Here is a 24,843-nt window from a genome sequence, read left to right on the forward strand (position 1 = left end):
TGATGAGTCGTGCGTGGATTGGTTCGAGCGAGGGGTTGCCTACGTAGCGGGCGTCGATGCCGTGGCTCTGGAAGAATTCGGTTTCAAAGGGAAGTATCGAGAGCACCCTGCGCACGAGTCGCCTGATCGTTTTGACGCGGTATTCTTTCCATGCCCAAACTTTGGGTGCGATATACCAGTAGACCGGTATTCCGAGGTCGTGGGCATGGGCGGCGAGTTTCAGGTTGAAACTCGGATAGTCGATAAGAATGAGGCATGAGGGGTGCTCGCGGCTCACGGCTTCGCGTGCGGTGCGCAGATTGGCGAAAACCTGCGGCAGATGGCGGATGACTTCGCTGAATCCCATGTAGGCCATGTGGCGGTAGTGGATCAGCGGTGGCGTGGCCGCGGCTTCGGCCATGAGGTCGCCGCCGAGGAATGTGAAGCAGGCCTCATTGTCGAGTGTGCGTATGGCCGCTATCAGTGGTGCGGCGTGTAGATCGCCGGATGCTTCGCCGGCCGAGAGGAAATAGTGCATCGGTTATGTCGGTGATTACATGCCATGTGCAAATCAGGCTATCGCACAAGTGGCAAATACGCATCAAATTTAGTAAATTTGCCATTAATTTTGCATCAATCAACCGATAAAAATCAACCATATGAATATGACAGTCCTGAAAGTACGGCTGATCGCCGTAGTGGTTTTATCAGCTCTCTGTGTGTCGTCGGCTGCAGCGGCTGATATGGACGGCCGCACGGCAGCGCGTATCAACGATGACTGGAGTTTTCGGTTTGCAAGCCAGGTGAGCGGTCGCGGCATACGTGTCGATCTGCCGCATACGTGGAATGCCGGCGACGCCCTGTCGGGCAATGCGGCCTATCAGCGTACAACCGGTGTGTATGAAAAGCGACTGAAATATGATCCGTCATGGAATGGACGTCGTGTGATACTACGGTTTGAGGGTGCCAATCAGAATGTGGCCGTGTGGGTCAATTCACGCCTGGCCGGCACACATAAGGGTGGCTACACAGCTTTTGCGATGGATATAACCGATCTGCTGCGTGAAGATGCCGACAATCTGCTCACTGTGAGGGTGAGCAATGCGCTCGATCAGGATGTGATGCCGCTTGTGGGCGATTTCAATATGTATGGCGGCCTGTATCGCGACGTGTGGCTTTATACGGTCGATCCGCTCCATGTCAGTCTGGCCGATTACGGCTCGAAAGGTGTGTATCTCACTCAGAAAAGTGTCAGCCGCGAGCGCGGCGATGTGGAGGCTGCCGTAGTGGTGTCCAATTCCGGGCTCGAGGCTACATCGGGTAAGGTCAAGGTGACAGTGGCCGACGGAAGCCGTATAGTGGCGTCGGGCGAAGGCCGCTTTGACTGTCAGGCCGATTCTTCAGTAAGGGTCACGGTTGATCTCAGTATCAAAAACCCGCATCTGTGGGATGGCCGCAAGGACCCGTTCATGTATGAGGCTACAGCCGTCGTGACAGACGCTGATGGAAATGTGACGGATCGTGTCAGCGAGGCGCTGGGACTGCGGTGGTTTGGTGTCGATGCGGACAACGGTTTCATGCTGAACGGGCGCAGCTATCCGCTCAGGGGCGTTTGCCGCCACCAGGATCGTGCGGAGCGAGGCAATGCGTTGCTTCCGGAGCATCACCGCGAGGATGCGGAGATAATAAGCGAGATAGGGGCGACGGGCGTAAGGCTTGCACATTATCCGCAGGCCGAGGAGTTCTACGGGCTGATGGACCGGTATGGCATTGTGGTGTGGGCCGAGATTCCGTTTGTCGGCCCCGGCGGATATCTGGACCGTGGATATACGGCCTCGCCGGAGTTTCACGCCAACGGTCGCCAGCAGCTTGTGGAGATGATAAGACAGCATTACAATCATCCGTCGATATGCTTCTGGGGTCTTTTCAACGAGCTGAAGACCCATGGTGACAATCCGACGGCTTACGTCGGAGAGCTTAACGAGCTTGCTCATGCCGAGGATCCGACGCGTCTGACCACCGGCGCAAGCAATATAGATGCATCCGATCCGCTGAGTTTCACGACCGATCTGATCGCTTGGAACAAATATTACGGTTGGTATGGCGGTTCGGCCCGCGATCTTGGCAGATGGCTCGATGACACCCACAAGCGTCACGGCGACCTGCGGATAGCAATCAGCGAATATGGCGCGGGGGCGAGCATATATCATCAGCAGGATAGCGTAAAGCCCGGTATTTTGTCGGGTATGTGGCATCCGGAGAATTATCAGACGGAGTTTCACCGCCAGAACTGGCAGGCTATCGCGGAACGACCATACGTGTGGGGCTCGTTTATATGGAATATGTTTGACTTCGGAGCCGCCCACCGTACGGAGGGTGACCGCTACGGAATCAACGACAAGGGGCTTGTGAGCTTTGACCGCAAGGTGAAAAAAGACGCGTTTTATTTCTATAGAGCCAACTGGAACGATGAGATCCCGACTCTTTACATCGCCGAGCGTCGTCATGACATAAGAAGTTCGGAGCTGACTGATGTGACTGTATTTGCGAGTCATCCGGAGGTGGAGCTGCGGCTCAACGGACGCTCTTTAGGCAAGATGACTCCTCAGGGGCTGTCGACATTCGTGATGAAGGGCGTGAGGCTTGTGCCGGGTGTCAACGTGGTTGAAGCCTGTGCCAAAGACGGTTCGGTCGATCGTGTGGAGTGGCGTCTCGAACGCCAGTGATCTGTAAGAAAAGGACAAACTGTATAAACCGATCCCGCATGGCTGCGGCTGCCTGAAAAATGAAGGGCTGTCATGGCGCCATGTGGGAATTTTTGCGTATTTTTGCGGGATAAATCAACATCGAGAAGGCAATGGGACAGTTCTGGAAGCTGCTTGGGCGCTATGTGCCCCCTTATAAAGGATATCTTATACTGAGCATGATCTGCAATCTTCTTGCAGCTGTGCTGACGCTGTTCTCGTTTGCTGTGATAATGCCGATCCTCGAGATGCTGTTCGAGCTTAACGACAGGACTTACGAATATGTGGCTTTGTCGGGTGTGTCGGTGAAGGATCTGGCCGACGTGGCCGTGAATGATTTCTATTATGTCACCCAGCAGGCGATCGGGCGTTTCGGTCAAAGCAATACTCTGGCTCTGCTGGGGGTGTTGCTGGTGGTGATGACGGCGCTGAAGACGGGCGTCACATATCTGGCATCGTACTTTATCATTCCGCTTCGTTCGGGTGTGGTGAGAGATATACGCAATTCGCTATACGATAAGGTGGTGAGCCTGCCGATAGGATTCTTCACCAACGAGCGCAAGGGGGATGTCATGGCCCGTATGAGCGGCGACGTGCAGGAGGTTGAAAGCTCTATAATGGCCTCGCTCGACATGCTTTTCAAGAATCCGGTGATGATCATAGTGTGTCTGGGCATGATGCTTGCCATCAGCTGGCAGCTGACGGTGTTCGTGCTGATCCTGCTCCCTATCGCGGGTTTTGCCATGGGCAAGATCGGCAAGAGCCTGAAGCGGAAGTCGCTTCAGCTTCAGAACCAGTGGGGCGGCATACTGAGCAATATAGAGGAAACGATCGGTGGCCTCCGTATAGTGAAGGCTTTCAATGCGGAGAAAAAGGTGAGAGCGCGCTTCCGGACGGGGACACAGCGGTTTTATTTGCTGTCGAATACGGTGGCCCGCCGTCAGTCGCTGGCCCATCCCATGAGCGAGTTTCTCGGAACGGCCACAATCGCGATCGTCCTGTGGTTTGGCGGCACACTGATATTGAGCGGCAACGCCGGCATCGACGCTCCGATGTTCATCTACTATCTCGTGATTTTCTACAGCATAATCAATCCGGCCAAGGAGCTTTCGAAGGCGGCCTACAGCATACAGAAGGGCATGGCTTCAATGGAGCGCGTGGACAAGATACTGAAGGCGGCGAATCCGATCGCCGATCCGGCAGACCCGGAGCGGCTGACAGTGCCGACGGAGGGTCGTGTGAGATATGATCATGTGACGTTCGGCTATGATCCGGAACATCCGGTGGTGAAGGATGTCAGTCTGGATATAAAGGCCGGCGATACGGTGGCTCTCGTGGGGCAGAGCGGCAGCGGCAAGTCGACTCTTGCCGATCTGCTGCCACGGTTCTATGATGTGCAGGGCGGCTCTATAGAGGTCGACGGGCACGATGTGAGGAATCTGCGCGTGCATGATCTGCGTTCGCTGATGGGCAATGTCAACCAGGAGGCAATACTGTTTAACGACACGTTCTACAACAATATAACTTTCGGCGTGGAGAACGCCACTATGGAGCAGGTGACCGAGGCTGCACGAATAGCCAACGCGCATGACTTCATAATGGCTTCGGAGCATGGCTATGATACCAATATAGGCGACCGGGGTTGCCGTCTGTCGGGCGGACAGCGTCAGCGCATATCAATAGCCCGCGCTATTCTCAAGAATCCTCCTATCCTTATCCTCGACGAGGCCACTTCGGCGCTCGACAGCGAGAGCGAGCGGCTTGTCCAGCAGGCTCTCGACCGTCTGATGAAGGATCGCACAACGCTGGTGATAGCCCACAGGCTGTCGACCATAAAGAATGCCACGATGATATGTGTGCTCCATGAGGGACGCATCGTGGAGCGTGGCACGCATGACGAGCTGATGGCTCTTGACGGTCACTACCGACGGCTGGTGGAGATGCAGTCGGTCAAGGACTGACAATCCGCGCAGGATTTATGATTTGAACTTTATCACAGTTATATGCATTATATGATCAACCGGTCGATTGTGTCACTTGTAGTCGACGCAAGTGTCGACGAAAATTATTATATTTGTCGAGCGCAAGCGAAAAGCGGATGTATTTATCGAACAAAGTTGCCGGGACTGACCAACAAACCTATACTTGTCGGATGACAAGATAAAACATCCCAGTATACACTTTACAAAACATGTTAATGAATCTATGGTATGGCCATGTCGTGAGATAAGGCCATATTTTTTTGTCGGCAGTGCTCCGCTACGGATAAAAAAAACGCTGTGTCAAAATCGGTGTTTTGACACAGCGCGTTTGTATGGTGGAGGGGGATGTGCTGATTTTCCGTAGGTGGATTACTCTGCGGAGTCGGCTTCCTTCATGTTGTGGAATACGTTCTGCACGTCTTCGTCGTCCTCAAACTTGTCGAGCAGCTTTTCGATCTGTGCGCGCTGCTCATCGGTGACTTCCTTGAGTTCGTGGGGTATGCGCTCAAATTCGGCACTTACGATCTCATAGCCGTTTTCTTCGAGGTATTTCTGTATGTTGGCGAATTCCTCGAATGCGCCGTAGGCAACGATTTCCTCTTCGTCGGCTTCGAGCTCGTCGACGCCGTAGTCGATGAGTTCAAGTTCGAGTTCTTCGAGATCCATTCCGTCCTTGGGTTTGATCTTGAAGACGCTCTTGTGGTCGAAAAGGAATGCGAGTGAGCCTTGTGTGCCGAGGTTGCCTCCGTGTTTGTTGAAGTAGGATCGGACGTTGGCTACTGTGCGGGTGTTGTTGTCGGTGGCGGCTTCGACCACGATGGCTATTCCGTAGGGTCCATAGCCTTCATAAACGATCTCCTTGTAGTCGCTGGAGTCTTTTTCTGTGGCTTTCTTGATGGCGCGTTCTACGGTGTCCTTGGGCATATTGGCCGCTTTGGCGTTCTGCATCAGTACGCGCAGACGCGGATTGGTGTCGGGATCGGGACCGCCTGACTTGGCGGCGATGGTGATTTCCTTGCCTATGCGCGTGAACGTACGCGACATATTGCCCCAGCGTTTGAGTTTTCTGGCTTTGCGGTATTCAAAAGCTCTTCCCATTGCTTTGTTGTTTTATTGTTGTTTTCGTATGTTGTTGATGTATAGTTTATCGGAGTGTGGCGCCGGTGCGTTTGGCCAGATTGGCTGTGATGCGCTGCATGACGGCTTCGATCTGCTGGTCGACGAGTGTGCGTTCGTCGTCCTGGAGTGTGATCGAGATTGCGTAGGACTTCTTGCCTTCCGGCAGGTTCTTGCCTTCGTATACGTCGAAGAGTGTCACGTTGCGGAGCAGTCGCTTTTCGCTTTCGGCGACTGCGCGCTGTATCTGGTCGAATGTGACGGTGCGGTCGACGAGCAGGGCGAGGTCGCGCTGTACGGGCATCGTGCGCGGCAGCGGCGTGAAGGTGACTTTGCGTGCGGCAGCCATTTGTGTGAGTTCCTGCCATCGCAGTTCGGCATAGGCCACCGGCTGCTTGATGTCGAAGCGGCGCAGTGTGTCGGCGGAGATGATGCCCATTGAGCCGAGCTGTTTGCCTGACCGGGTGAGTATGTCGATTGACTTGGAGTAGATCTCTCCTTCGCCCTGCTGGAGCTTGATCTCGCGCTCGGTGATGCCGAGGCGTGCGAGTATGTTGGCCACGGCTGCCTTAAGGTCGAAGAATGTGGATGGCTGCGCCGGACGCGCCCAGTTGCCGGGGCGGATGTTGCCGGTGATCCACAGTGCCAGACGCGATTCTTCGCGGTAGGGCGCGAGCGGGTGTTCTTGTGTGGGGGTGGCTTCGGGATTGAAGCTGTAGACATGGCCGAATTCATACATGGCCAGGTCGCTTATCTTGCGGTTGATGTTGTAGGCGAGCGATTCGAGTCCGCCGAACAGCAGCGTCTGGCGCATGACGCAAAGGTCGGAGCTGAGCGGATTGAGCAGTTGGACGCAGTGGTCGAGCGGCATCTGCTGCAGGTTGGCGTAGTATGATTCGGAGGTCAGTGAGTTGTTGAGTATCTCGTTGAATCCCTCGGCGGTGAGCTGCTGGGAGATGTTGACTTTCAGTGTGTGGTCGATGTCGGTGGCCGAGCGGTAGGAGAGCGATGACTGCAGGGTGGTGCCCATCTCTACGTTGTTGTAGCCGTAGATGCGGAGTATTTCTTCTATGACGTCGCATGGGCGCCTGACGTCGACGCGGTAGGTGGCCACGCGAAGATCCATTGTGGCTGCGTCGGCTGATCGCGATGCGATGTCGATGTCGAGCGATTCGAGGATGGAGTCGACAGTGGCCGTTTCGATATGCTTTCCTATCAGATCGTCGATCTGCCGGTAGGAGAGTGTGACGGGGTATTTCTCCACCGGATCGGGATATATGTCGACCGGCTGGCCGCAGATCTCACCTCCGGCAAGCTCTTTGACCATGAGTGCCGCCAGCTGCAGTATGTACATGGTGGCGTTGGGGTCGGTGCCGCGCTCGTAGCGGAACGAGGAGTCGGTGGAGAGTCCGTGGCGTCGGGCTGTGTGGCGCACCGCGGTGGGGTTGAAGCATGCGCTCTCGATGAATATGTCGGTGGTCTGCTCTGTGACTCCGGAGTCGAGTCCGCCGAATACTCCGGCGATGCACATCGGTTTGGCTGCATTGCAAATCATGAGGTCGGATGCCGAAAGCTTTCGCTCCACTCCGTCGAGTGTGGTGAAGGGCGTGCCTTCGGGACAAGTCCTGACTTCTATGCTTCCGCCGTCGATTTTCGCCAGGTCGAAGCAGTGGAGTGGCTGGCCGAATCCGTGGAGTATGTAGTTGGTGATGTCCACGATGTTGTTGATCGGCCGCTGTCCGATGGCTGTCAGGCGATCGCGCAGCCATTTGGGGCTTTCGGCCACCTTGACTCCGCGGATGGTGACTCCGCTGTAGCGCGGGCAGAGCTCTGTGTCGCTGATGCTGACGCTTATGGCGCCGTCGGGGCGGTCGGAGCGGAATGCGTCGACTGAGGGGCGGATGACTTTTGCGCCCGGCGTGCGATGGCAGCTGAGCCATGCGGCGACGTCGCGTGCCACTCCGAGGTGTGATGCGGCATCGATGCGGTTGGGTGTGAGGTCGACTTCAAGCACGTAGTCGCTTTCGAGCCCGAAGTATTCGGCCGCGGGTGTGCCGGGCTTGACCTCTCTGTCGGTGATCACTATGATGCCGTCGTGAGATGCGCCTACTCCGATCTCATCTTCGGCGCATATCATGCCGAGCGATTCCACTCCGCGGATTTTTGACCGCTTGATGGTGAATTCCTTGTCACCGTCATACAGCTTTGTGCCGACAGTGGCTACAACTACTGTCTGTCCGGCGGCTACGTTGGGGGCTCCGCAGACGATCTGCACGGGCGCTTCCTCGCCGAGGTCGACGGTTGTCACGTGAAGATGGTCGCTGTCGGGGTGTGGCTCACATGTGAGCACCCGGCCTATGACCAGTCCGCGCAGCCCTCCGCGGATCGATTCCACTTCTTCGACCGATCCGGTTTCGAGTCCGGTGGAGGTGAGCAGCGATGCGAGCTCTTCGGGCGTGAGATCAAAATCCACGTATTGCTTAAGCCATTTGTAGGAAATATTCATGATGTATGATGCTAAATATCTGTTTTGTCGAGCTGTCGCGGCCGCAACAGCGTGCGATCCATGCAATGACAGCTACGGTTATTTTTTGGCGGTTGTCGATAAGAATTGTGCAAAGTTACGAAACTTTCACGAAAAATGGGTAACTTTGCACCCCGTAAACATCGGGCTTCAGCGCACAATGTCGTGGCTGAATGATGCGGCTTAAGGTGACTGACAGAGCCTCCATCCCGCCGCCCGAAGGCAAGCAGACAATAAATCAATATATAATCAATATAATAAACGTTTATGGATTTTACATGGTTGACGTCGCTGCTCGGCCCCGGTAACTACGGGCTTGCCAGTACGATCGTCCTGTACTCCTTCGTGATAGCGCTGGGTGTGTTTCTGGGCAAGCTGAAGGTGGCGGGGGTGTCGCTGGGAGTGACATTCGTGCTGTTTGTGGGAATTGTGATGGGTCATCTGGGCTATGTAGTGAACGCCGAGGTGCTTAAATTTATCAGAGAGTTCGGTCTGATATTGTTTATATTCTCTATCGGCATACAGGTCGGTCCGGGTTTCTTCGCGTCGTTCAAGAAAGGCGGCATGAGGCTCAATGGCCTGGCTGTCCTTGGAATAGCTCTCAACGTGCTTATAGTGCTGGCGATATATTACATCGACGGAAATACTCAGATCGAGGCTCTTGTGGGCGTGATGTCGGGTGCTGTGACCAATACTCCCGGTCTGGCCGCGGCGCAGCAGGCGGTCGACAATCCCGAGTCGATCAATATCATGGCCATGGGCTATGCGGCGGCATATCCTCTGGGTGTGTGCGGCATAATAGGAGCGATGTTCCTGATCAAGGCTCTGTTTGGTATACGTACCGAAAAAGAGATACAGCGCATCGAGGAGGAGGCCGCTCTCAACCAGCAGAAGCCCGACTTTATCTCGATCGAGGTGACCAACAAGCTTATAGACGGCAAGAATCTGCGTCAGATCCATGACATAATCAAGACGGATTTCGTGATATCGCGTATGATCCGCGCTACCGGCGGCGACATCATAATACCGACGTCGCAGACCGAGATCCATGTGGGCGACAAGATCTATGTGGTGATCTCGAGTCAGGATGTGGAGAATTTCGAGGCCGTGATAGGCGTGCCATACGAAATGAACTGGGAGGATGACGAGAATCAGACATCGGTGGTGTCGCGCCGCATTCTCATCACCAAGAGCGAATTCAACGGTGTGACACTCGGATCGCTCCGCCTCCATTCGGCCTACAAGCTCAACGCCACTCGTGTGAACCGTGCCGGCGTGGATCTGCTTGCCTCGCCCAATCTCCGGTTGCAGATGGGCGACCGCATAGTGGTGGTGGGCGATATCAACGACATAGAGCGTCTGGCCAACAAGCTCGGCAACTCGATGAAGCGTCTTAACGAGCCTAACATCATCACAATTTTCGTGGGCATACTGTTCGGTATAATCGTGGGTTCGATCAATGTGGGCTTCGGCATGAAGCTCGGTCTGGCCGGCGGCCCGCTCGTGGTGGCGATATTGCTCTCTCGGTTCGGCTACAAGTTCAAGCTGGTGACCTACACTTCGTCGTCGGCTTCGCTGATGCTACGCGAGCTGGGCATCTGCCTGTTCCTTGCGTCGGTGGGTATCTCTTCCGGTGCAGGATTTGCCGAGACGGTGTTCAATTCCACCGGTATGTGGTGGGTGATCTGGGGGTTCATCATCACTTTCGTTCCGCTGGTGGTGGTGGGCTGCATTGCCCGTGGGGTGTACAAGATCAATTTCTTGTATATCATGGGTATGTTTTCGGGCGGCTACACTGATCCGCCGGCTCTGGCTTATGCCAACGGCAGCACCGGCAGCGATATTCCGGCGGTGGCTTATTCTACAGTCTATCCGCTGACGATGTTCCTTCGCGTGGTTGCCGCCCAAGGCCTTATACTGGCTTTCCTTGGCTGACCCGGACTGAAAAGAAACCAAATCCGATATAGAAGGCGGTGTGCGAGGCTCGCGTGGAGCCGACACACCGCCTTTGGTCGTTTCGGGTGGGAGGAAATTACTGCTCCTTGCTGATGAATTCGCGGAGCTTTGCTTCAAGCTGGTCGGCCTGATGGAGTCCGTAGCCTCGCCATGCGGCTTCGCCGTTGACGAAGAGGATGAGCGTGGGGACGGATCGGATGTGGTAGGTGGCCGATAGCTCGGGGTTGCGGTCGACGTCGATCTTGATGATGTTGACCGAGTCGCCAAATGTGGCTTTGACCTGTTCGAGTATCGGGCCTTGCATCTTGCATGGGCCGCACCAGGTGGCGAAGAAGTCGACGAGTGTCGGCTTGGAATCTTTGATAATGTCGTTGAATTCGCTCATAGTATATTGGTTGTTTTGGTGTTATGTAAACCTAATAAGTAAGCATTCGGGTTTAAGCTCATAAATCATTCGGAGCTGAATTTTGCGAGTGGCTTATGTGAATGCTTTGATGTATATGTAACACGTGGATGCCGGCAAAAGTTGCGGATGGCTCGCGTGGGGGTCAGAACGGGTATCCTATGGCGAGGTGGAACGCGAGCGAGTTGCCGAACGATTTCATGTTGTAGTATCCTCGTCGTCCGGTGTCGTAGGGGAGGTGTATTCCTATGCCGAGGTCGCCGCGCACGACGAGCATTCCTATGTCGAGTCTGAGTCCGGCTCCTGTGCCGGTGGCGAGATCCTTGAAGAATGTGGAGCCGCGGAGTTTTCCTCCCGGACGCATGGGATCGTTGCGGAGCAGCCAGACGTTGCCCGAGTCGAAGAATACTGCTCCGTGGAGCGGTCCGTAGATGGGGAAGCGGTATTCGACGTTGAACTCGAATTTGAAAGTTCCGGTCTGGTCAAAATATCCGTTGATGAGATTTTTGGGCACCTGATAGCTGCCCGGGCCGATGCTTCGGACGGTGAATGCGCGGATGGAGTTGGCTCCTCCGACATAGAACTGTTCGGAGTAGGGGACTGCTTTGGAGTTGCCATAGGCGTGTGCGGCGCCGACCGCCACGCGGCTGACGAGCCAGTGGTCGCCGTAGAGGCGTCGGTTGTAGACGAGCTGTGTCTGGCCTTTTATGAACTGTGAGAAGGGCGTTCCGAACAGTTTTTTCTCGCCTTTCTTCCCGGCGGCTTTGTAGATGAGGTCGGTGATGCCTCCGGCTTCCTGCACGGTGAACTGCCAGTTGATGTTGTTGTCATTGCCGATCGGGCGGTCGAGTACGAACGAGTAGGCGATCTGTGGTATGAACTGGCTGCGGAAACTCTGTGCGATGGCCTGGTTGGCGTCCATCACCGAGTCGAATTCGGTGGTGGTGTTGATTAGTTTGGTATAGGTGATCTTGTAGAGTGTGAGTGTGTTGGATGCATATCGGTTGAGGCGCCAGTCGTAGTTGAACGAAGCGTTGAACTGCGCCATGCGGAAATAGTGCGGGCGGTTGAGCAGATCGGCGTTGAGCGATATGCGTGTCCAGTTGACTTCGCGCCGGCTGCGCGGCACAAACCGTGGGGCGAGCAGCCGCGGGAACGACAGCGATGTGGTGAGTCCGACCTCGTAGGAGTTGAATATAGAGTTGCCGCGGTCGCGCCCGGTCTGCCATTCGTAGCTTCCTGTTAGGTTGAGAGATAGCTGTTCGCCTCCTCCGAAGAGGTTGCGGTTGGTGAGTCCGAAGGTGAGTCCCGGTCCGAGGTAGGAGTTGGATTTGGATGTGACGTTGACCTCAAGCGATGCCTCGAGCGGTGCGTCGAAGGTGCATGCGATGTCGACGTCGAGCAGGCGGTCGGCTGAGGTGGTGTCGGGGTAGACGTTGATTTCTATGCCGCTGAATATGCCAAGGCGTGAGAGCGATGTCTGGGTGCGGTTCATGTCGCGGACGGAGAATGTGCGTCCGTTGCGGAACGCGATGCATGACGGAATGAGGTTTTTGCGCAGTCGTGAAGGCTGCATCTGTATGACCATTCCGCGGCGTGTCATGATGGTGTCGGGTGTGCCGCCTCCTTTGTTTCGGTAGATGCGTGTTGTGACTTTGCCTGTGCGGTATGGCAGCAGCAGTGCGTGGGGGATATTGCTGGCGACGGTCATGCGGAGCGCGATGCTTCCGGGAGTAATGGTGGAGTCGGCGAGATATTCGATGTAGTCGGGGCGGAAGAAGTAGTAGCCGCGGTTGCGGAGCACGTTGGCGATCCGGACCCGTTCGGCCGAGAGCGAGTCGGTGCAGTAGCGGCTGCCGGGGCGGAGGTATGTCCCGGCTGCGGCGACGGAGTCGATGAGGTGATAGAGCCGCGACGTGTCGGGAAGCAGCTCTATGGAGCTGAGCGGATATTCCGGTCCGGTATTGACGGTGTAGAGTATGCGTGCTTTTTTGGGGTTTTTGCCTTTGATGAGCTCGTAGGATGCGGTGCCTCTGAAGTAGCCGTTGTTGTCGAGTATCTCGTCGATCATCTTGGTGCGCACTTCGGGCCGGACGTCGCTGATGAGCACCGGTTCGGCCACAAGCTTTTCATATAGCCAGTGTTTGAATCCGTGCGGCGGGTTGGACCAGTTGTTGTAGACCCACAGTCCGAGCGGGAATGGGTATCGCAGATATGGTGAGATGAGGCTGTTGTTGGGCGCGACGTTGACGGCGTTCTTGACCTGTCCGTCGAGTCCGGGCGCGGATTTCTGGCCGTCGGGCACGACGATGTCGATTTTCTTGACGCCGGTGTAGAGCACCTCGTCGGCTCCGAGCCGACGTGTGGTGGAGCATGATGCCATGATGGCTATGAGCATGAGCGCTGAGAGTGGGCGCAGCAGGGTGTGTCGGATAGTCATAGTCATTTGTTGTCGTGTGTCGGTGATGTGATGGGTTCTGAAGGTGTTTCGGCGGGTGTCGTCACGGTCGGTGATCCTTGCTGCCCGAGCAGCGAGCGGCGCAGTCGTCCGGCCCACCTGAAGAGATCCTTGAGCGAGTTGATCTTGCGGCGCATGACGAATCCCACTCCGGTTTCGGTGATTTCGCCTTCGAGGATGCTCTCGTAGCCGTTGTGGCGGAATATGCGCACGATCATGGTGCCGCGCTTGTTGAGCATATATTCAAACGCTATGTCGTTGATAAGGTTTTGCTGGAAGTTCTCGTCGGTGTCGGCGTCGGTGGAGTAGTTGCCGCCGACGATGATCTTGACTCTGTCGTTGAACAGGTTTTTCGACACTCTATAGCTATAGCTTGTGGTGGTGGAGCTGGCTCCGTCGGTAGTCTGGTTGTATTGGTCGATGCCGAATGAAATGTCGACTCCTCTGATGTTTTGCGCAGCCCAGGAGTTGATCTGTGATGTGAGGAAGGAGTATAGCGGATTTCCCGACAGGCTTGTTGATGCCTTGGTGCCGGGGCCGGTGTATGTGTTGTAGAGCAAAAGGTTCATGGCCTGGTTGGCTCTCTGTTGCTGGCTCATGGATGCGAGTTCGTTCTGCACGGTGATGTCGTCGTCGGTGGAGAGGTCAAAGGCCACATTCATGTTCTGTAGAGTGTTGGTGACCGAGAGGGCGATGTCGAAGTTGATCAGGCGGGAGTTTTGCCCGGTCTGTGTGACGTTGGCCTTCATGCGGTCGGTGGCGTGGATGTTGAGTATGGGGTTGAGCATGTCGCCGTTGAACGCCACGTAGCTACCTTCGTCGAACTCGAATTTTTTCTCCGACATCATCGGCGGGGTGTAACGGACGAATCCGCTGTTGATGGTGAAGCGTCCGGTGAGTCTGCCGTCGTTGAGCGGACTCATGGTATAGTCGAGAGTGCCGTATCCGGCCACTGTTGCGCGGTTTTTGCCGTCGGCCGACAGATCGACGTTGATGGTGGAACCCTGTGATATGGTCAGTGTGGCGTCGAGTCCGATCATGGTGGTGCGGGCGAGTGTGTCGGCTTCGGCAACGGCGGTGGTGTCGGCGAAGCTGACAAATTTGACCATGTCGCCCGTGGATTGTGATGTCAGAGCGGATTCGACGTCGGGTATTACGTATGTGACGTTGGTGCCCGGAAGCAGGTTGAGGTCGGCGTTGACGGCAATGAATCTCATGTCGCCCTTGACGGTGGCGTCGAGGTCGATGAATGCACGTCCGTAGACGTCGGCGTTTTTGGGGCGTCTGGAGTTGACAATCTGCATGTTTTTGGCTTTGAGACCAAGGTTCATCGCTATGTCGGTGAGGTCGCGCAGATCGACGGTGCCGTCGATAGTCAGTGGATTTTTATTGGCGGCCGTGATGGCGAAGTTGTCGAATCTGACGATGGAGCTGTCGACCGGAATTTTATCTTCAGAGAATTTGAAGGATGTGCCGAGCATCCCGACGCTGACGGCCGTGGTGTCGAAGTCGAGATAGCCGTTGAGTATGGGTCGGGTGAGTGATCCGGTGATGTCGAGGCGTCCGTTGAGCATGCCCGACAGCCGGGCCATGTTTTTGGGCAGGAACGGATTGGCGACGCGCATGGGGAAGCGTATCATCTCAAAGTCGAGATGGAACGGCGTGGCCGATGCGGTGTCGTTGAGTGATCCGACGGCTGTTATTACTTCGATGGAGTCGACCTTGAGCGATGCGTCGGCGGTGAGTCGTCCCGAGCGGTCGGTGCCGACGTCGAGTCCGATGTCGAACGATCCTACTCTTTCGCGGCCGTAGTAGAGGTTGTCGAGGCTGACATTGCCTGTGCCGGTGAGCGAGTTTTGGTGGGCGCTGATGCGCATGTCGGCGGCAAGCGAGCCCTTGACCGGCGGTGCGAATGGCGATATCGTCAGCCAGTCCTGTATCTGTATGTCCTTGAGCTGTACGATCAGATCCTCCTGCGTGGTGTTGCCGGGATTGTGCTCAGTATAGAGGCGTATGAGGCTTTGGCCTGATCCCATTTCGAGGTCGGCGTCGATATGACGTGTATAGAGATTATAGGTGATGAAATTGGACTGGTTGAGTTGCCATTTTTTATAGCCTATGACCGGGCTGTAGGGTACAAACCGCAGTGTGGCGACGGAGTCGTCGACAGCGAGATTGGCTCCGAGGAAGAAGCCTTCGCGGTCGTTGATATCGCGCTGTCGCAGCAGCAGTGAGAGCCGGTCGTCGGCGAGATATCCGGTAAGCCGCACGTGAGCCCATTGGTCGAGTGTGCCCGGACGGTTGTCGAGCGCTCCGTTGAATGCAAGATATTTGCCGTGCTGCACTGCTCCGAACCGCAGGGTGTCGAGCCGTGTGTCGCCTGAATGGAATCCGGTGACGAGTGTGTTGAAATTCATGAGCGAGTCGTTGCTGATCCTCATGTCGGCATGTCGGAATCCTGTGCCTGAGGCGGCAAGGAGGTCGGTGAGTATGTTGTCGGATCCGGCGGTCAGTATGGCGTTGAGTGGCGGGAGGGCACGCTGGATGGCAATTATGTCGGCATTGCGGCGGGCAATGGCGGTGTCGAGAATAGCCGGCAGTGCGGTGGCGCGTGTGATCAGGGTGTCGAGTCCGCAGAGTGTGGCGAGTGTGAGAGAGAGGTCGCCCGAAGTGAGATCGGCGTTGACCGTGGAGTCGGAGGTGATCAGTCTGATGTCGGTGGGGGGTGCGGTGATGCGGTGTCCGGTCATATTCCAGTCGAGATTGGCCACGGAAAGTGTGGCGTCGATGACTGAGGCGTCGGCGTTGATGTTTCCACGGCTCTTGATGGTGAGGGAGCCGGCGCATTGTTCTTTGGCAAGCTTTAGGGCAAGGAGGTCGAGAGAGTTAATATCGCCGTCGACACTCCAAGTGAAACCCTCGCGCGATGCGGTGCCGTCGAAAGTTATGCCGAGTTCGGCTCCGGGGTTGTTGGAGTCGATATGTCCGCTGACAATTCCCTGCGACAGCTGCATCGCGATGTCGATGCCGGAGTATTCCTGCCCCTGATACTGCAGCTTATGGATGACAGCTTGAGCCTCAAGCCGGGTCGACGCTGACAGCGGATCGAGTCCGCGGCCTTTGGCCCGTATGTCGGCGGTGATATCGCCGATGCCCATTTCGGGCAGGAACGAGGCTATCGGGAAGCGGTCGAGGCTGATAGATCCTTGATAGCCCTCAATGATCTGCTGCCATGATCCGTCGGCCACGATACGCCCGTCGCCTGATGTGGCGTTGATTAGTCCGGATATCAGTCGCGGACTGAAATCGGCATGTCCTTTTAGTGCTATGTGCGGCAGGTTGATGGTCCGGGCAAGACGTGCATCGAGCAGCGACGGTTTGATGGTGTTGAGTCCGGTGAGCCGGCCTTTGATGTCGATGCGTCCTGATGTGCGTTCGGTGTCGAGCGGATGGTTGATGCGTCCGCCGGCTTCGATGGCGAGGATGCGTGGAACGCTGGCTTCAATAGTGTGGATGTCGAGGCTCTGCGTCGTCCCGTCGATGTCGGCTTTGAGAGACATGTCGGAACCGGCCGGGAGTGATGCGATCATGGAGGTCATGGCCGGGAAAGCCATTCGGATATCGACGGGAGCAATGCGCGCGTCGGCGTAGAGCCGGAGTGGCGACGGCCGGGAGGTGTCGCCGGTGAGCTTCATCTCGGCGTCCAGGTCGAGTGTGGAGAAGTCGGTGGAGATGCGGAAGTCGCGTGCGCTCATAGTTCCGGTGGAGTCGATGGCGAATGTGCCGTCGGCGCGCAGTGCTATGCCGCATCGTTCGACTGCATGAAATCTGCGCAACGGCATTCTGATGCTGCTGCCGCGATTGAACATCGAGTCGATATCTATGGCTATCGCCGATGCCTCGATATAGCTGAGGTCAAACCCCGGCAAAGGCTTGACATCGCGCTGCGCGTATAGTGCCCGCCGTGCGTTGAGCGTGATGTGGCCGGCGGTTATGGTCCAGAGGAGCGAATCGGCTGATGCAGAAATATTTTCCGGTAGGGTGTCGGCGGCGGTCGTTATGCCATGTGTCTTGAGATATTCGGCCGAGGGTGTGATGTAGGCCACGTCGAGTGAGTCGGCTGCAAGACTTTGGGCGGTGATGGTGCGTGTGGCCATATCGACGAGCCCGTTGCGAAGCCTGACGGCGGGGATGGTGGCTCCGAGTGAGTCGATGACGGGCATCATGGTCATGCGGTAGTCGACATTGAGCAGACTGATGTCGAGCGCTCTGATGATCAGCGGCCTGGAGGCCGAAGTGTCGGCAGGCGATGACGATGGCACGCTGTCATTGATCATGAGGCTTACCTTGCCTCCGTCGAGCACGGCGCGATCCACGTCGATGGTGCCTTTGCCGAGATTCATGGCGGCGCCGTCGAGATCGAAGTCGCGGATGTCGGCTTTGAGCCAGATCGTCGAGTCGGGTGCCCCGGTCTGATAGAAAATGTCGGTCAGGTGTGCGCCGGTGACCTGTATGTCGCCTTTGAGCAGCGGGAGCATAGCCACGCTAAACCGGATGTTGCCTGCCCGGAGCATGGTGTCGCCATCGGCTTCGACCACAGTGGCCCGGTCGAGCGAGAGGCGCATCGGAAATCTGAGGCGCAACGACTCCACGGTGATGTCCATGCCGGTCGACTTCCTGATCTCCCGCAAAGCGATGTCCTTGACAAAAGTCTGTATGGCCGGCACGTAGAGGGCTATCGGCACCGCTATGACAATGAACAGCAATGCCGCCAAAATCCACATGGCAATTTTTCGAAACATCCTCATCTGATAGACTCTCATAAACAGGTTTCCCTTTAATAACCGGATAGGCCGCACGATTGTTTATCATCGCGGCTATACATTTGATTGGCGACGGCATCCGGTTCGTGGTGTGTGTGACCGTGGATATGTTGCGTCAGCGGATAAAAGCATCGGGAGGATCCGGAAAATGTCGTGTCCCGGAGTCCTCCCGTATGATTTGCCGGTCAGACGCCACACCGTCAGGTGCGGTCGTGTCCCTGCTGTGTGGGTTATGCTTCTTTGTCAGAGTCCTCTTCGCTGGCTCCTTCCGGTTCGGGCAGAGAGAAGTCGGTGATGCCTGCTGCGACGAGACAGTTGTACCAGTTGAATACTTTGCGGATGTCGTTGGTATAGACTCTTTCCTTGTCAAATTCCGGAAGTATGGTCTCGAAATATTTGCGCAGGTCGGCATCTGATCCCAGCCCCTTGACGTCGACGGGCTTAGAGTCGTTTTTATCTCTGATGGTTTCGAGCACCTTTACAAGCGGTCGTTCCTCGTCGTCGTTGGTGTAGATGGATATGTCGGCTATGGCCACCACCTTGTCGTGGGAATAGGCGGGGGTGCGCTTGCCATCGGCGAGTGACTCGACTATCAGCATGTTGCGTCCCTGGTTGACAAGCTTGAAAAGCCCGGGACGGCCTGAGATTGAAAGGATTTTCTGAATCATTTTGTAGGTGTTGGTTTCAAATATCGGCCACAAATTTACGAAGATTATCCCTAAATTCCATCCGAAATCACTAACTTTGTGCTCCGATATGTTAAGGTTTATAAAACTGTTGTTTCAATTGATAATGTCGCCCGCGCGCGGCTGGGAAGACATCTCGGCCGAGGGCATCGATCCGTCACGACTGGCACGCACCGGTTTTTTTCCGCTGACAGTGATGATGGGGCTTGCGGTGTTTCTGCAGGGGGTGTATCATCTGGAGCATACGTTCGTGAAGCTTCTTGATCTGGCGGTTATAGAATTTGTGGCTTTTTTCGTCAGCTATTTCATAGCCACGCATTTCATGTCGACGTATATATATCGTTTTACCGATTCCATCCCGAGCGAGAAACGCAACCACACATACGTGCTCATGGGTCAGTCGCTGCTCGCTCTGAGCCTGCTTGTGCAGAATTGTCTGCCGTTCGACATAGATCTGGTGCTGTTTCTGGGCATATATACCGCCATAGTGTTGTGGCGTGGCGACCGTTACATGGCGGTGCGTGAGGAGAGTGTGGGCAGATTCATGATATTCACCATACTCACGGTGATAGTGCCGCCGTTCCTGATCATCTTTATATTCAATCTTATCCTATGAAACTTAATGAAGTGAATATCGTCAACCGCCGCGCGCGGTTTGACTATGAGATATCCGAAACGTTCACGGCCGGAATCGTGCTGACCGGAACGGAAATAAAATCGATACGCCTTGGCAAGGCCGGTCTGAGCGATACGTTCTGCCTGGTCAGCAACGGTGAGGTGTGGGTGAAGAATATGTATGTGGCCGAGTATTTCTACGGGTCATACAACAATCATTCGGCCCGGCGCGACCGGAAGCTTCTGCTGAAAAAGAAGGAGATAGCGAGGCTGGCCAAGGCCGGCAAGGATGCAGGTTTCACGGTGGTGCCTCTGAAGGTGTTTATCAATGGCAAGGGGCTTGCCAAGATGGTGGTGGGGATCGGACGCGGTAAAAAGGAATATGACAAGCGTCAGACAATCAAGGAGCGCGACGACAAGCGTCAGATAGCGCGCATGTTCCAGAAGAAATAATAAGCCGGCAAGTTTCGTTTGGGAGGAGAGCTTTGCCGGGTGCTATACCGGCTTGCAAAGCAGCAGCATAAGCCCTCTCGCGGAGGTGCGGATTCCGTAAAGATGCATGTCGCCCCCTTCGCTGATCTTGAGCCTGCGCGCGAGTGATGGCGCGTCGAGTGGGAAATTGCGTGTGGCCACATTGGCTTTGATGCGCTGCGAGGCGATCTCCTTGACCGCGCGTTTGTCGAAATCCATCGACTCTACAATCTTATATGCTTTTCCGGGAAAATCTATCGGTCGGTCTGACAGGAACAGATGGGTGTTGGGATCGGGCGCCGTCACATTGTAGCGGTCGGCGATCCAGCGGTAATGCCCGGCTTTCATCAGCGCGGGATATGGTTCGTAGATCACCATGCCTGTCTGGGGCGCTACGTAAGGCATTGCGGTGGCGTGAGTATCATCGCCGATGGTGATGTGTGATGTGGTGCCTCGGGTCACTGTGACAGCGTGGAGTCTGAATGGCGTGGAGGCCGGAAGGCTGAAGTCCACGACAGCTACAAGTTCCTTGCATTCGGTGGCTGTGCCGATCAGATAGATGTCGCTGACGTGATGCAGCTGATGTGCGACAGCTTCGGCGTCGAGCATCGGTGAGGCCTTGACCACCACTTTGCCGGTATGGGCGCGCAGTTGTGGCAGTAGAGCGCCGACGTCGGGACTGCAGTCGGCGAGGCTGTAGCACCGTCGTCCGAGGTTGTCGCGTCGTGCCGGGTCAATAAATATGCAGTCGAATGTGGCGGCGGTGTCGGCAAGCCATTCGGTTGAGTCGGCGCAGATCACTTCCATGCGGTCGGAGAGCCGGAGCGCGCAGGCGTTGGCGACAGCAGCGGCGACGGCTTCGGGTCGACGCTCTATGGCTGTCACTTTGCGTCCGTCGGCTGCGAAGTGAAATGAGTCGATGCCGAGTCCGCACGTCAGATCGGCCACCGTGGATGCATCGCCTATGATGGAGGAGTGTATTGCCGCAAGGGCGTCGGAGGTGGACTGTTCGGCGGCGATCATGTCGGGGAACTGGAATGCGTCGCATCGCAGGGTGTCGGCAAGTTTGGAGGCGCATTTGCGGCGTGCTTCGATCTGCAGTATGGCATGCATCAGGTCGCTGTGGCCGTGATGCCGGAGGCGAAGTGCTGATACGTCGGCGGTGGAATTGTCGGCAATCCAGCGCCGGATGTCGTCGGAGAGTGGTTTCAGAGGTTGAAACATAAATGATATGAAATGATGTTAAACTGCGAAACCGCGATGTTCGCGCAGGGTTTTTAGAGTAAACAGCCGTTGGAGATCCGGCGGGGTCGCGTTGCAGTCGCGTCCTGCTTTGACAGGCCAACGGTGGAACTGATGAATTACGAATCTTAATCGGACGACTATGACTACCGCCAAATTCAGGGAGAAACTGCTCGGGCTGCAGCAAAATCTGTTGAATTTTGCTTTTGTGCTGACCTCGAACCGCGACGACGCATATGATCTGCTTCAGGATACGACGCTGAAGGTGCTCGACAGCAGCGATCTGTATCAGGACGATACGAATTTCAAGGGCTGGGTGTTCACGATCATGCGCAATATATTCATCAACCGTTACCGGCGGATGGTGAGGTCGGCTACGGTTGTGGATACGTCCGACGACCTGTACAGGATCAATACGCCGGAAAACTGTCTGCAGCCTTCGCCTGAGGATACGTATCTGGCCAGTGAGATAGCCGATGTGGTCAACAGTTTTCCTGACGGCTACCGCATTCCGTTCACCATGCATGTGGCGGGCTACAAATATGCTGAGATCGCCGAACGGATGCATCTGCCTCTTGGCACGGTGAAGAGCCGCATATTTTATGCCCGTAAGTTTCTGCAGGCACGTCTGGCCGATTACAGATGACGGAGCGCATTAATGCTGGTCAGCGGAATTTGCCGGCCAGACGGAGCAATTTGGAGTTGAACTGCTCGTCGTCGGCTTCGTAGCTGTCGGTGTAGGCTCTGAATTCTTCGAGCCGGCGTTTCGACAGCCGTTCGAAACGGAAGTTGCCGTAAAGTATCTTGCCGGTGAGCATCTGGCTGAACCTCACCATGGCTTTCTTGCGGTTGGCCACGGCGACGGAGGCGATTATGTCGGGGTGATAGGCGGGAGGTTCTTTGGTGAACTTCATCTGGTACAATCCGTCGCCGTGGCGGATGATGCAGCAGTATCCGGCACCGTTGGCACGGTCATAGCGGTCTTTTTCCACTGCAAATTCCTCGGCGAACCGGCGCTCGATCTCTTCAATTGAGGCGTTGGCCATGCCACGCTTGTCGGCATAGCGCTGCAACAATCCGGTGAATGCCCGGAGAGTGCATTCGGTGTCGTAGGCAGCGGAGTGCTCCTTCGATTCGTCGATGTCGATTCCGAGTTCGCGGCAGCAGGTGTTGAGGCCGACGTTCTGCCGGTAGTCGAGTCCGTTCTCGAGCCCGTGGGTGAGCCAGAACCAGTCGCGGATCTCCACAATGCCGAGTGATTCGTCGGTATGGATTCCTTCCTGACGTAGTTTGCGCAGATCGTTTTCGGCCACGGCGAATCCTATGACGTGAGATGCCGCGTCGATGATGCTCTGTATTTCCTGCCGGCATTCGGCAAAGAGAGGCTCGTTCTCTACCATTTCGGGCGTTATGCCGTGGGGATAGCTGCGCCATCGCCGGAGTGTCGCGGGCCGGAATCGCTGAGTGTAGATCATTCGTCCGTCGCCGCTCATGATCGCGAGTTCGAGCATTTCGACTCCTTCGGCAAATTCGGCGTCAAGGCATATCCAGTCGGCCAGTTGTTTTTGGTCAGTCATCAGATGTCAATGTCATGAAAACTCCCGGAAGCTGTGGTGAGGCCGCTTCCGGGAGGGTTGTGATATTTTGTCGGTCAGTCGCGGATGATATGATACTCCACAAAAGCTTCGATAGCTTCATAGGAGGCGAGGCCGAGGCTCTGGTAGAGCTGTGCGGTGCCGCGGTTGCGTTCTTCGGCGCGCTGCCAGAAGAGCCGGTCGTCATCGCCCAGGAACGGTGCGTTCTCCATCTGGCTCTGGTGCTTGAGTATGGAGTTGCGTTTGAAACGCAGCTCTTCCGGGCTGATAGGCACGGCCATCTCGATATGGTCGATTTCCCATTCGGCCCATGCTCCGCGATACATCCATATACGGCAGTCGTTCATCCATGCTTCGTCTTTCAGCTCGTCGACCGCCGCGAGTACGGCGTCGGTGCACACTTTGTGTGTGCCGTGAGGATCGGCGAGGTCGCCGGCCACGAATATCTGGTGGGGCTTGACGTCGGTGAGGAGTTTTTTTACGATGTCGACGTCGCGCTGGCTGAGGTCGCCTTTCTTTATGGTGCCTGTTTCGTAGAACGGCAGACGCAGGAAGTGGATGTTCTGCGGTTTTACTCCGATATAGTTGCAGGCTATGGTGGCTTCGGCCTGACGTATCATGGTCTTGATCTCGCGGATGTCGGCGGTGTCCATGTCGCCGGGCTGTTTGTTGCCTACGGCTTTGTGCACGGCCTCCGACAGGCGAGAGTATCCGCCCTGGTCAAATCCGAACATCGGTGCGATCTTGTCCATCATCAGGAAGTAGCGCATCATATCCTCGTCGCCTACGGCTATGTTGCCGGAGGTCTCGTAGGCCACGTGAACGTCGTGTTTCTGATCGACGAGCCTCTTCAGTGTTCCTCCCATCGATATGACGTCGTCGTCGGGGTGGGGGCTGAATACAATCACACGCTTGGGATAGGGATTGGCGCGTTCTGGACGATATGTGTCGTCGGCGTTGGGTTTGCCTCCGGGCCATCCGGTGATGGTGTGCTGAAGGTCGTTGAAGATCTTTATGTTGACGTTGTAGGCCGAGCCATAGAGCGCGAGAAGTTCGCCGAGTCCCCAGTCGTTGTAGTCTTTGTCGGTGAGTTTCAGGATCGGTTTGCCGGTCATGTGGCAGAGCCAAACTATTGCGCGGCGGATCAGCTTGTCGGTCCACTCGCAGGAGGTCACTTTCCATGGCTGCGATATGCGCGTGAGGTCTTCGGCCGCAGGGAGGTCGACCACGACTTTGGCGTGGGGATGCCCCTGCAGGAATGATGCGGGGACGTTGGCGCTGGCCGGTGTCTCGACTGTTTTCTTCACGATAGCCGCACGGTTTTCGCCCCATGCCATTGTGATGACCCTGTCGGCCGACAGCAGGTTGGCGATTCCGAGCGTGATCGCTGTCGTGGGGACATCCTCGCAGCTGTAGTCGCTCTTCACGTTGTGGCGAGTCTCGTTGCCGAGAAGCACGAGCCGGCAGAGGCTTGTGTCGGGTGTGCCGGGTTCGTTGAACGCAAGCGAGCCCTGTGCGCCGATCTCGCATACGGCCAGGTCGATTCCGCCGTCGTCTTCAATGGCTTTTTCATACGCTTTGCAGCGCTGGAACATGTCCTCTTTTGTGACGTCGGGGGAGAATGTGTGGATGTTTTCGGGGCGAATGTCGATATGGTCGAGCAGCACCTCCTTCATTTTACGAAGTGTGCTCGGTCCGTTGGCGATCAGCGGGAAAAATTCGCTGAGGCTGTAGAACACAACCTTGTCGAACGAGACTTCGCCGGCTTTGTGGAGCCGGATTAGTTCCGCGTAGGCGCTGTGGGTGCTTACGCCTGAACCGAAAGTGACAACGCACTTCCCTTTGCTCTCGACGTTGCGGTTGATGACTTTGGCTATCTGACGTGCTATATATTCGCTGCCGTCGGTGGCGGTTTCGAAGATGCGGGTGTAGATCTTCTCTTCCCGCGTCAGCGCGGCCAGCTCTATCTCGCCCTGCGGGTCGTAGTAGCGTCTGGGGATGCGATCGAGCTTGATCTGCGAACTGAGATTAGTTTTCATGTAGTTTTTAAGTGTGTTGAGGATTATGTAGTTTTATATTGCAAATCTACGCATTTTTCCGCCATTTCGGGAGAATTTACGATTTTTTTTGAAAAGGAGTAAAATATCATGGTCCGACGGTTGAATTTCCCGCCGATTTTGTGTAAGTTTGCTCTCTCAAACGACAGCAATCCAAATAACCTTAAAACAATCATAGATGAGACTTATTAT

General features: G+C 55.8%; 16 protein-coding genes. 6 read left to right on the plus strand and 10 right to left on the minus strand.

What is annotated here, in order from left to right; translation table 11 throughout:
* The coding region (locus C5O24_RS03110) for a glycosyltransferase family protein (protein ID WP_500690271.1) at nt 1–517 on the minus strand (517 nt) is incomplete at its 3' end.
* Nucleotides 518–638: 121 nt separating this feature from the next.
* On the opposite strand from C5O24_RS03110, the gene lacZ4 reads away from it, so the two are divergent.
* Nucleotides 639–2,705 (plus strand): beta-glucuronidase LacZ4, encoded by a 2,067-nt coding sequence (gene lacZ4 / locus C5O24_RS03115; RefSeq protein ID WP_237612972.1) that lies wholly within the window; start codon nt 639–641, stop codon nt 2,703–2,705.
* Nucleotides 2,706–2,836: 131 nt separating this feature from the next.
* Entirely contained in the window at nt 2,837–4,684 is a 1,848-nt protein-coding gene (locus C5O24_RS03120) for an ABC transporter ATP-binding protein (RefSeq protein ID WP_107035116.1), read from the plus strand.
* Nucleotides 4,685–5,074: 390 nt separating this feature from the next.
* On the opposite strand, the gene C5O24_RS03125 is transcribed toward C5O24_RS03120, so the two are convergent.
* Nucleotides 5,075–5,803, minus strand: coding sequence for a YebC/PmpR family DNA-binding transcriptional regulator (locus tag C5O24_RS03125; protein WP_107035115.1), 729 nt, complete (start codon nt 5,801–5,803; stop codon nt 5,075–5,077).
* A gap of 46 nt (nt 5,804–5,849) precedes the next feature.
* The gene (pheT, locus tag C5O24_RS03130; RefSeq protein WP_338418702.1) at nt 5,850–8,393 is read right to left on the minus strand and encodes a phenylalanine--tRNA ligase subunit beta; all 2,544 of its coding nucleotides are present in this window, start codon (nt 8,391–8,393) and stop codon (nt 5,850–5,852) included.
* 219 nt (nt 8,394–8,612) lie between these two features.
* Between pheT and C5O24_RS03140 the strand changes: the two genes are divergently transcribed.
* Nucleotides 8,613–10,280: a putative transporter gene (locus C5O24_RS03140; RefSeq protein ID WP_107035112.1), complete on the plus strand. Its 1,668-nt coding sequence runs from the start codon at nt 8,613–8,615 to the stop codon at nt 10,278–10,280.
* Between the two features lie 97 nt (nt 10,281–10,377).
* On the opposite strand, the gene trxA is transcribed toward C5O24_RS03140, so the two are convergent.
* From trxA to C5O24_RS03160, 4 genes are all read right to left on the minus strand, one after another.
* Nucleotides 10,378–10,686, minus strand: a complete 309-nt coding sequence (trxA, locus tag C5O24_RS03145; protein WP_107035111.1) for a thioredoxin — start codon at nt 10,684–10,686, stop codon at nt 10,378–10,380.
* A 163-nt stretch (nt 10,687–10,849) separates the two neighbouring features.
* Nucleotides 10,850–13,150, minus strand: a complete 2,301-nt coding sequence (gene tamL / locus C5O24_RS03150; protein WP_107681435.1) for a translocation and assembly module lipoprotein TamL — start codon at nt 13,148–13,150, stop codon at nt 10,850–10,852.
* Nucleotides 13,147–17,964 carry a translocation/assembly module TamB domain-containing protein gene (locus tag C5O24_RS03155; RefSeq protein ID WP_205961057.1) on the minus strand — a complete coding sequence of 1,606 codons (4,818 nt, stop codon included), beginning with the start codon at nt 17,962–17,964 and terminating at the stop codon, nt 13,147–13,149. The genes tamL and C5O24_RS03155 overlap by 4 nt, the downstream gene beginning before the upstream one ends.
* Nucleotides 17,965–18,215: 251 nt before the next feature.
* Nucleotides 18,216–18,653, minus strand: a complete 438-nt coding sequence (locus tag C5O24_RS03160) for a DUF5606 family protein (protein ID WP_107035179.1) — start codon at nt 18,651–18,653, stop codon at nt 18,216–18,218.
* 124 nt (nt 18,654–18,777) lie between these two features.
* Here C5O24_RS03160 and C5O24_RS03165 point away from each other — a divergent pair, with 124 nt between their 5' ends.
* Complete coding sequence (locus C5O24_RS03165; RefSeq protein ID WP_107681437.1) at nt 18,778–19,287, plus strand: hypothetical protein; 510 nt, start codon at nt 18,778–18,780, stop codon at nt 19,285–19,287.
* Nucleotides 19,284–19,739, plus strand: coding sequence for an SsrA-binding protein SmpB (smpB, locus tag C5O24_RS03170; RefSeq protein ID WP_107035107.1), 456 nt, complete (start codon nt 19,284–19,286; stop codon nt 19,737–19,739). The genes C5O24_RS03165 and smpB overlap by 4 nt, the downstream gene beginning before the upstream one ends.
* Nucleotides 19,740–19,781: 42 nt before the next feature.
* On the opposite strand, the gene C5O24_RS03175 is transcribed toward smpB, so the two are convergent.
* The gene (locus C5O24_RS03175) at nt 19,782–20,981 is read right to left on the minus strand and encodes a class I SAM-dependent methyltransferase (RefSeq protein WP_107035106.1); all 1,200 of its coding nucleotides are present in this window, start codon (nt 20,979–20,981) and stop codon (nt 19,782–19,784) included.
* A gap of 160 nt (nt 20,982–21,141) precedes the next feature.
* On the opposite strand from C5O24_RS03175, the gene C5O24_RS03180 reads away from it, so the two are divergent.
* A complete protein-coding gene (locus tag C5O24_RS03180) occupies nt 21,142–21,645 on the plus strand; it encodes an RNA polymerase sigma factor (protein WP_107035105.1) in 504 nt (167 codons plus the stop codon).
* 19 nt (nt 21,646–21,664) lie between these two features.
* On the opposite strand, the gene C5O24_RS03185 is transcribed toward C5O24_RS03180, so the two are convergent.
* Together C5O24_RS03185 and C5O24_RS03190 are read right to left on the minus strand one after the other, a co-directional pair.
* Complete coding sequence (locus C5O24_RS03185; RefSeq protein WP_107035104.1) at nt 21,665–22,576, minus strand: 3'-5' exonuclease; 912 nt, start codon at nt 22,574–22,576, stop codon at nt 21,665–21,667.
* Nucleotides 22,577–22,650: 74 nt separating this feature from the next.
* Nucleotides 22,651–24,633 (minus strand): PIG-L family deacetylase, encoded by a 1,983-nt coding sequence (locus C5O24_RS03190; protein WP_107035103.1) that lies wholly within the window; start codon nt 24,631–24,633, stop codon nt 22,651–22,653.
* Between the last annotated feature and the right edge of the window lie 210 nt (nt 24,634–24,843).

Origin of the sequence: Paramuribaculum intestinale (assembly GCF_003024925.1) — a bacterium.
Classification (GTDB): Bacteria; Bacteroidota; Bacteroidia; order Bacteroidales; family Muribaculaceae; genus Paramuribaculum; species Paramuribaculum intestinale.

Coding starts and splice junctions, on each gene's coding strand:
- lacZ4 (WP_237612972.1), top strand. CDS start 639: ATGAATATGACAGTCCTGAAAGTACGGCTGATCGCCGTAGTGGTTTTA.
- C5O24_RS03120 (WP_107035116.1), top strand. CDS start 2,837: ATGGGACAGTTCTGGAAGCTGCTTGGGCGCTATGTGCCCCCTTATAAA.
- C5O24_RS03125 (WP_107035115.1), bottom strand. CDS start 5,803: ATGGGAAGAGCTTTTGAATACCGCAAAGCCAGAAAACTCAAACGCTGG.
- C5O24_RS03140 (WP_107035112.1), top strand. CDS start 8,613: ATGGATTTTACATGGTTGACGTCGCTGCTCGGCCCCGGTAACTACGGG.
- trxA (WP_107035111.1), bottom strand. CDS start 10,686: ATGAGCGAATTCAACGACATTATCAAAGATTCCAAGCCGACACTCGTC.
- tamL (WP_107681435.1), bottom strand. CDS start 13,150: ATGACTATGACTATCCGACACACCCTGCTGCGCCCACTCTCAGCGCTC.
- C5O24_RS03155 (WP_205961057.1), bottom strand. CDS start 17,964: ATGTTTCGAAAAATTGCCATGTGGATTTTGGCGGCATTGCTGTTCATT.
- C5O24_RS03160 (WP_107035179.1), bottom strand. CDS start 18,653: ATGATTCAGAAAATCCTTTCAATCTCAGGCCGTCCCGGGCTTTTCAAG.
- C5O24_RS03165 (WP_107681437.1), top strand. CDS start 18,778: ATGTCGCCCGCGCGCGGCTGGGAAGACATCTCGGCCGAGGGCATCGAT.
- smpB (WP_107035107.1), top strand. CDS start 19,284: ATGAAACTTAATGAAGTGAATATCGTCAACCGCCGCGCGCGGTTTGAC.
- C5O24_RS03175 (WP_107035106.1), bottom strand. CDS start 20,981: ATGTTTCAACCTCTGAAACCACTCTCCGACGACATCCGGCGCTGGATT.
- C5O24_RS03180 (WP_107035105.1), top strand. CDS start 21,142: ATGACTACCGCCAAATTCAGGGAGAAACTGCTCGGGCTGCAGCAAAAT.
- C5O24_RS03185 (WP_107035104.1), bottom strand. CDS start 22,576: ATGACTGACCAAAAACAACTGGCCGACTGGATATGCCTTGACGCCGAA.
- C5O24_RS03190 (WP_107035103.1), bottom strand. CDS start 24,633: ATGAAAACTAATCTCAGTTCGCAGATCAAGCTCGATCGCATCCCCAGA.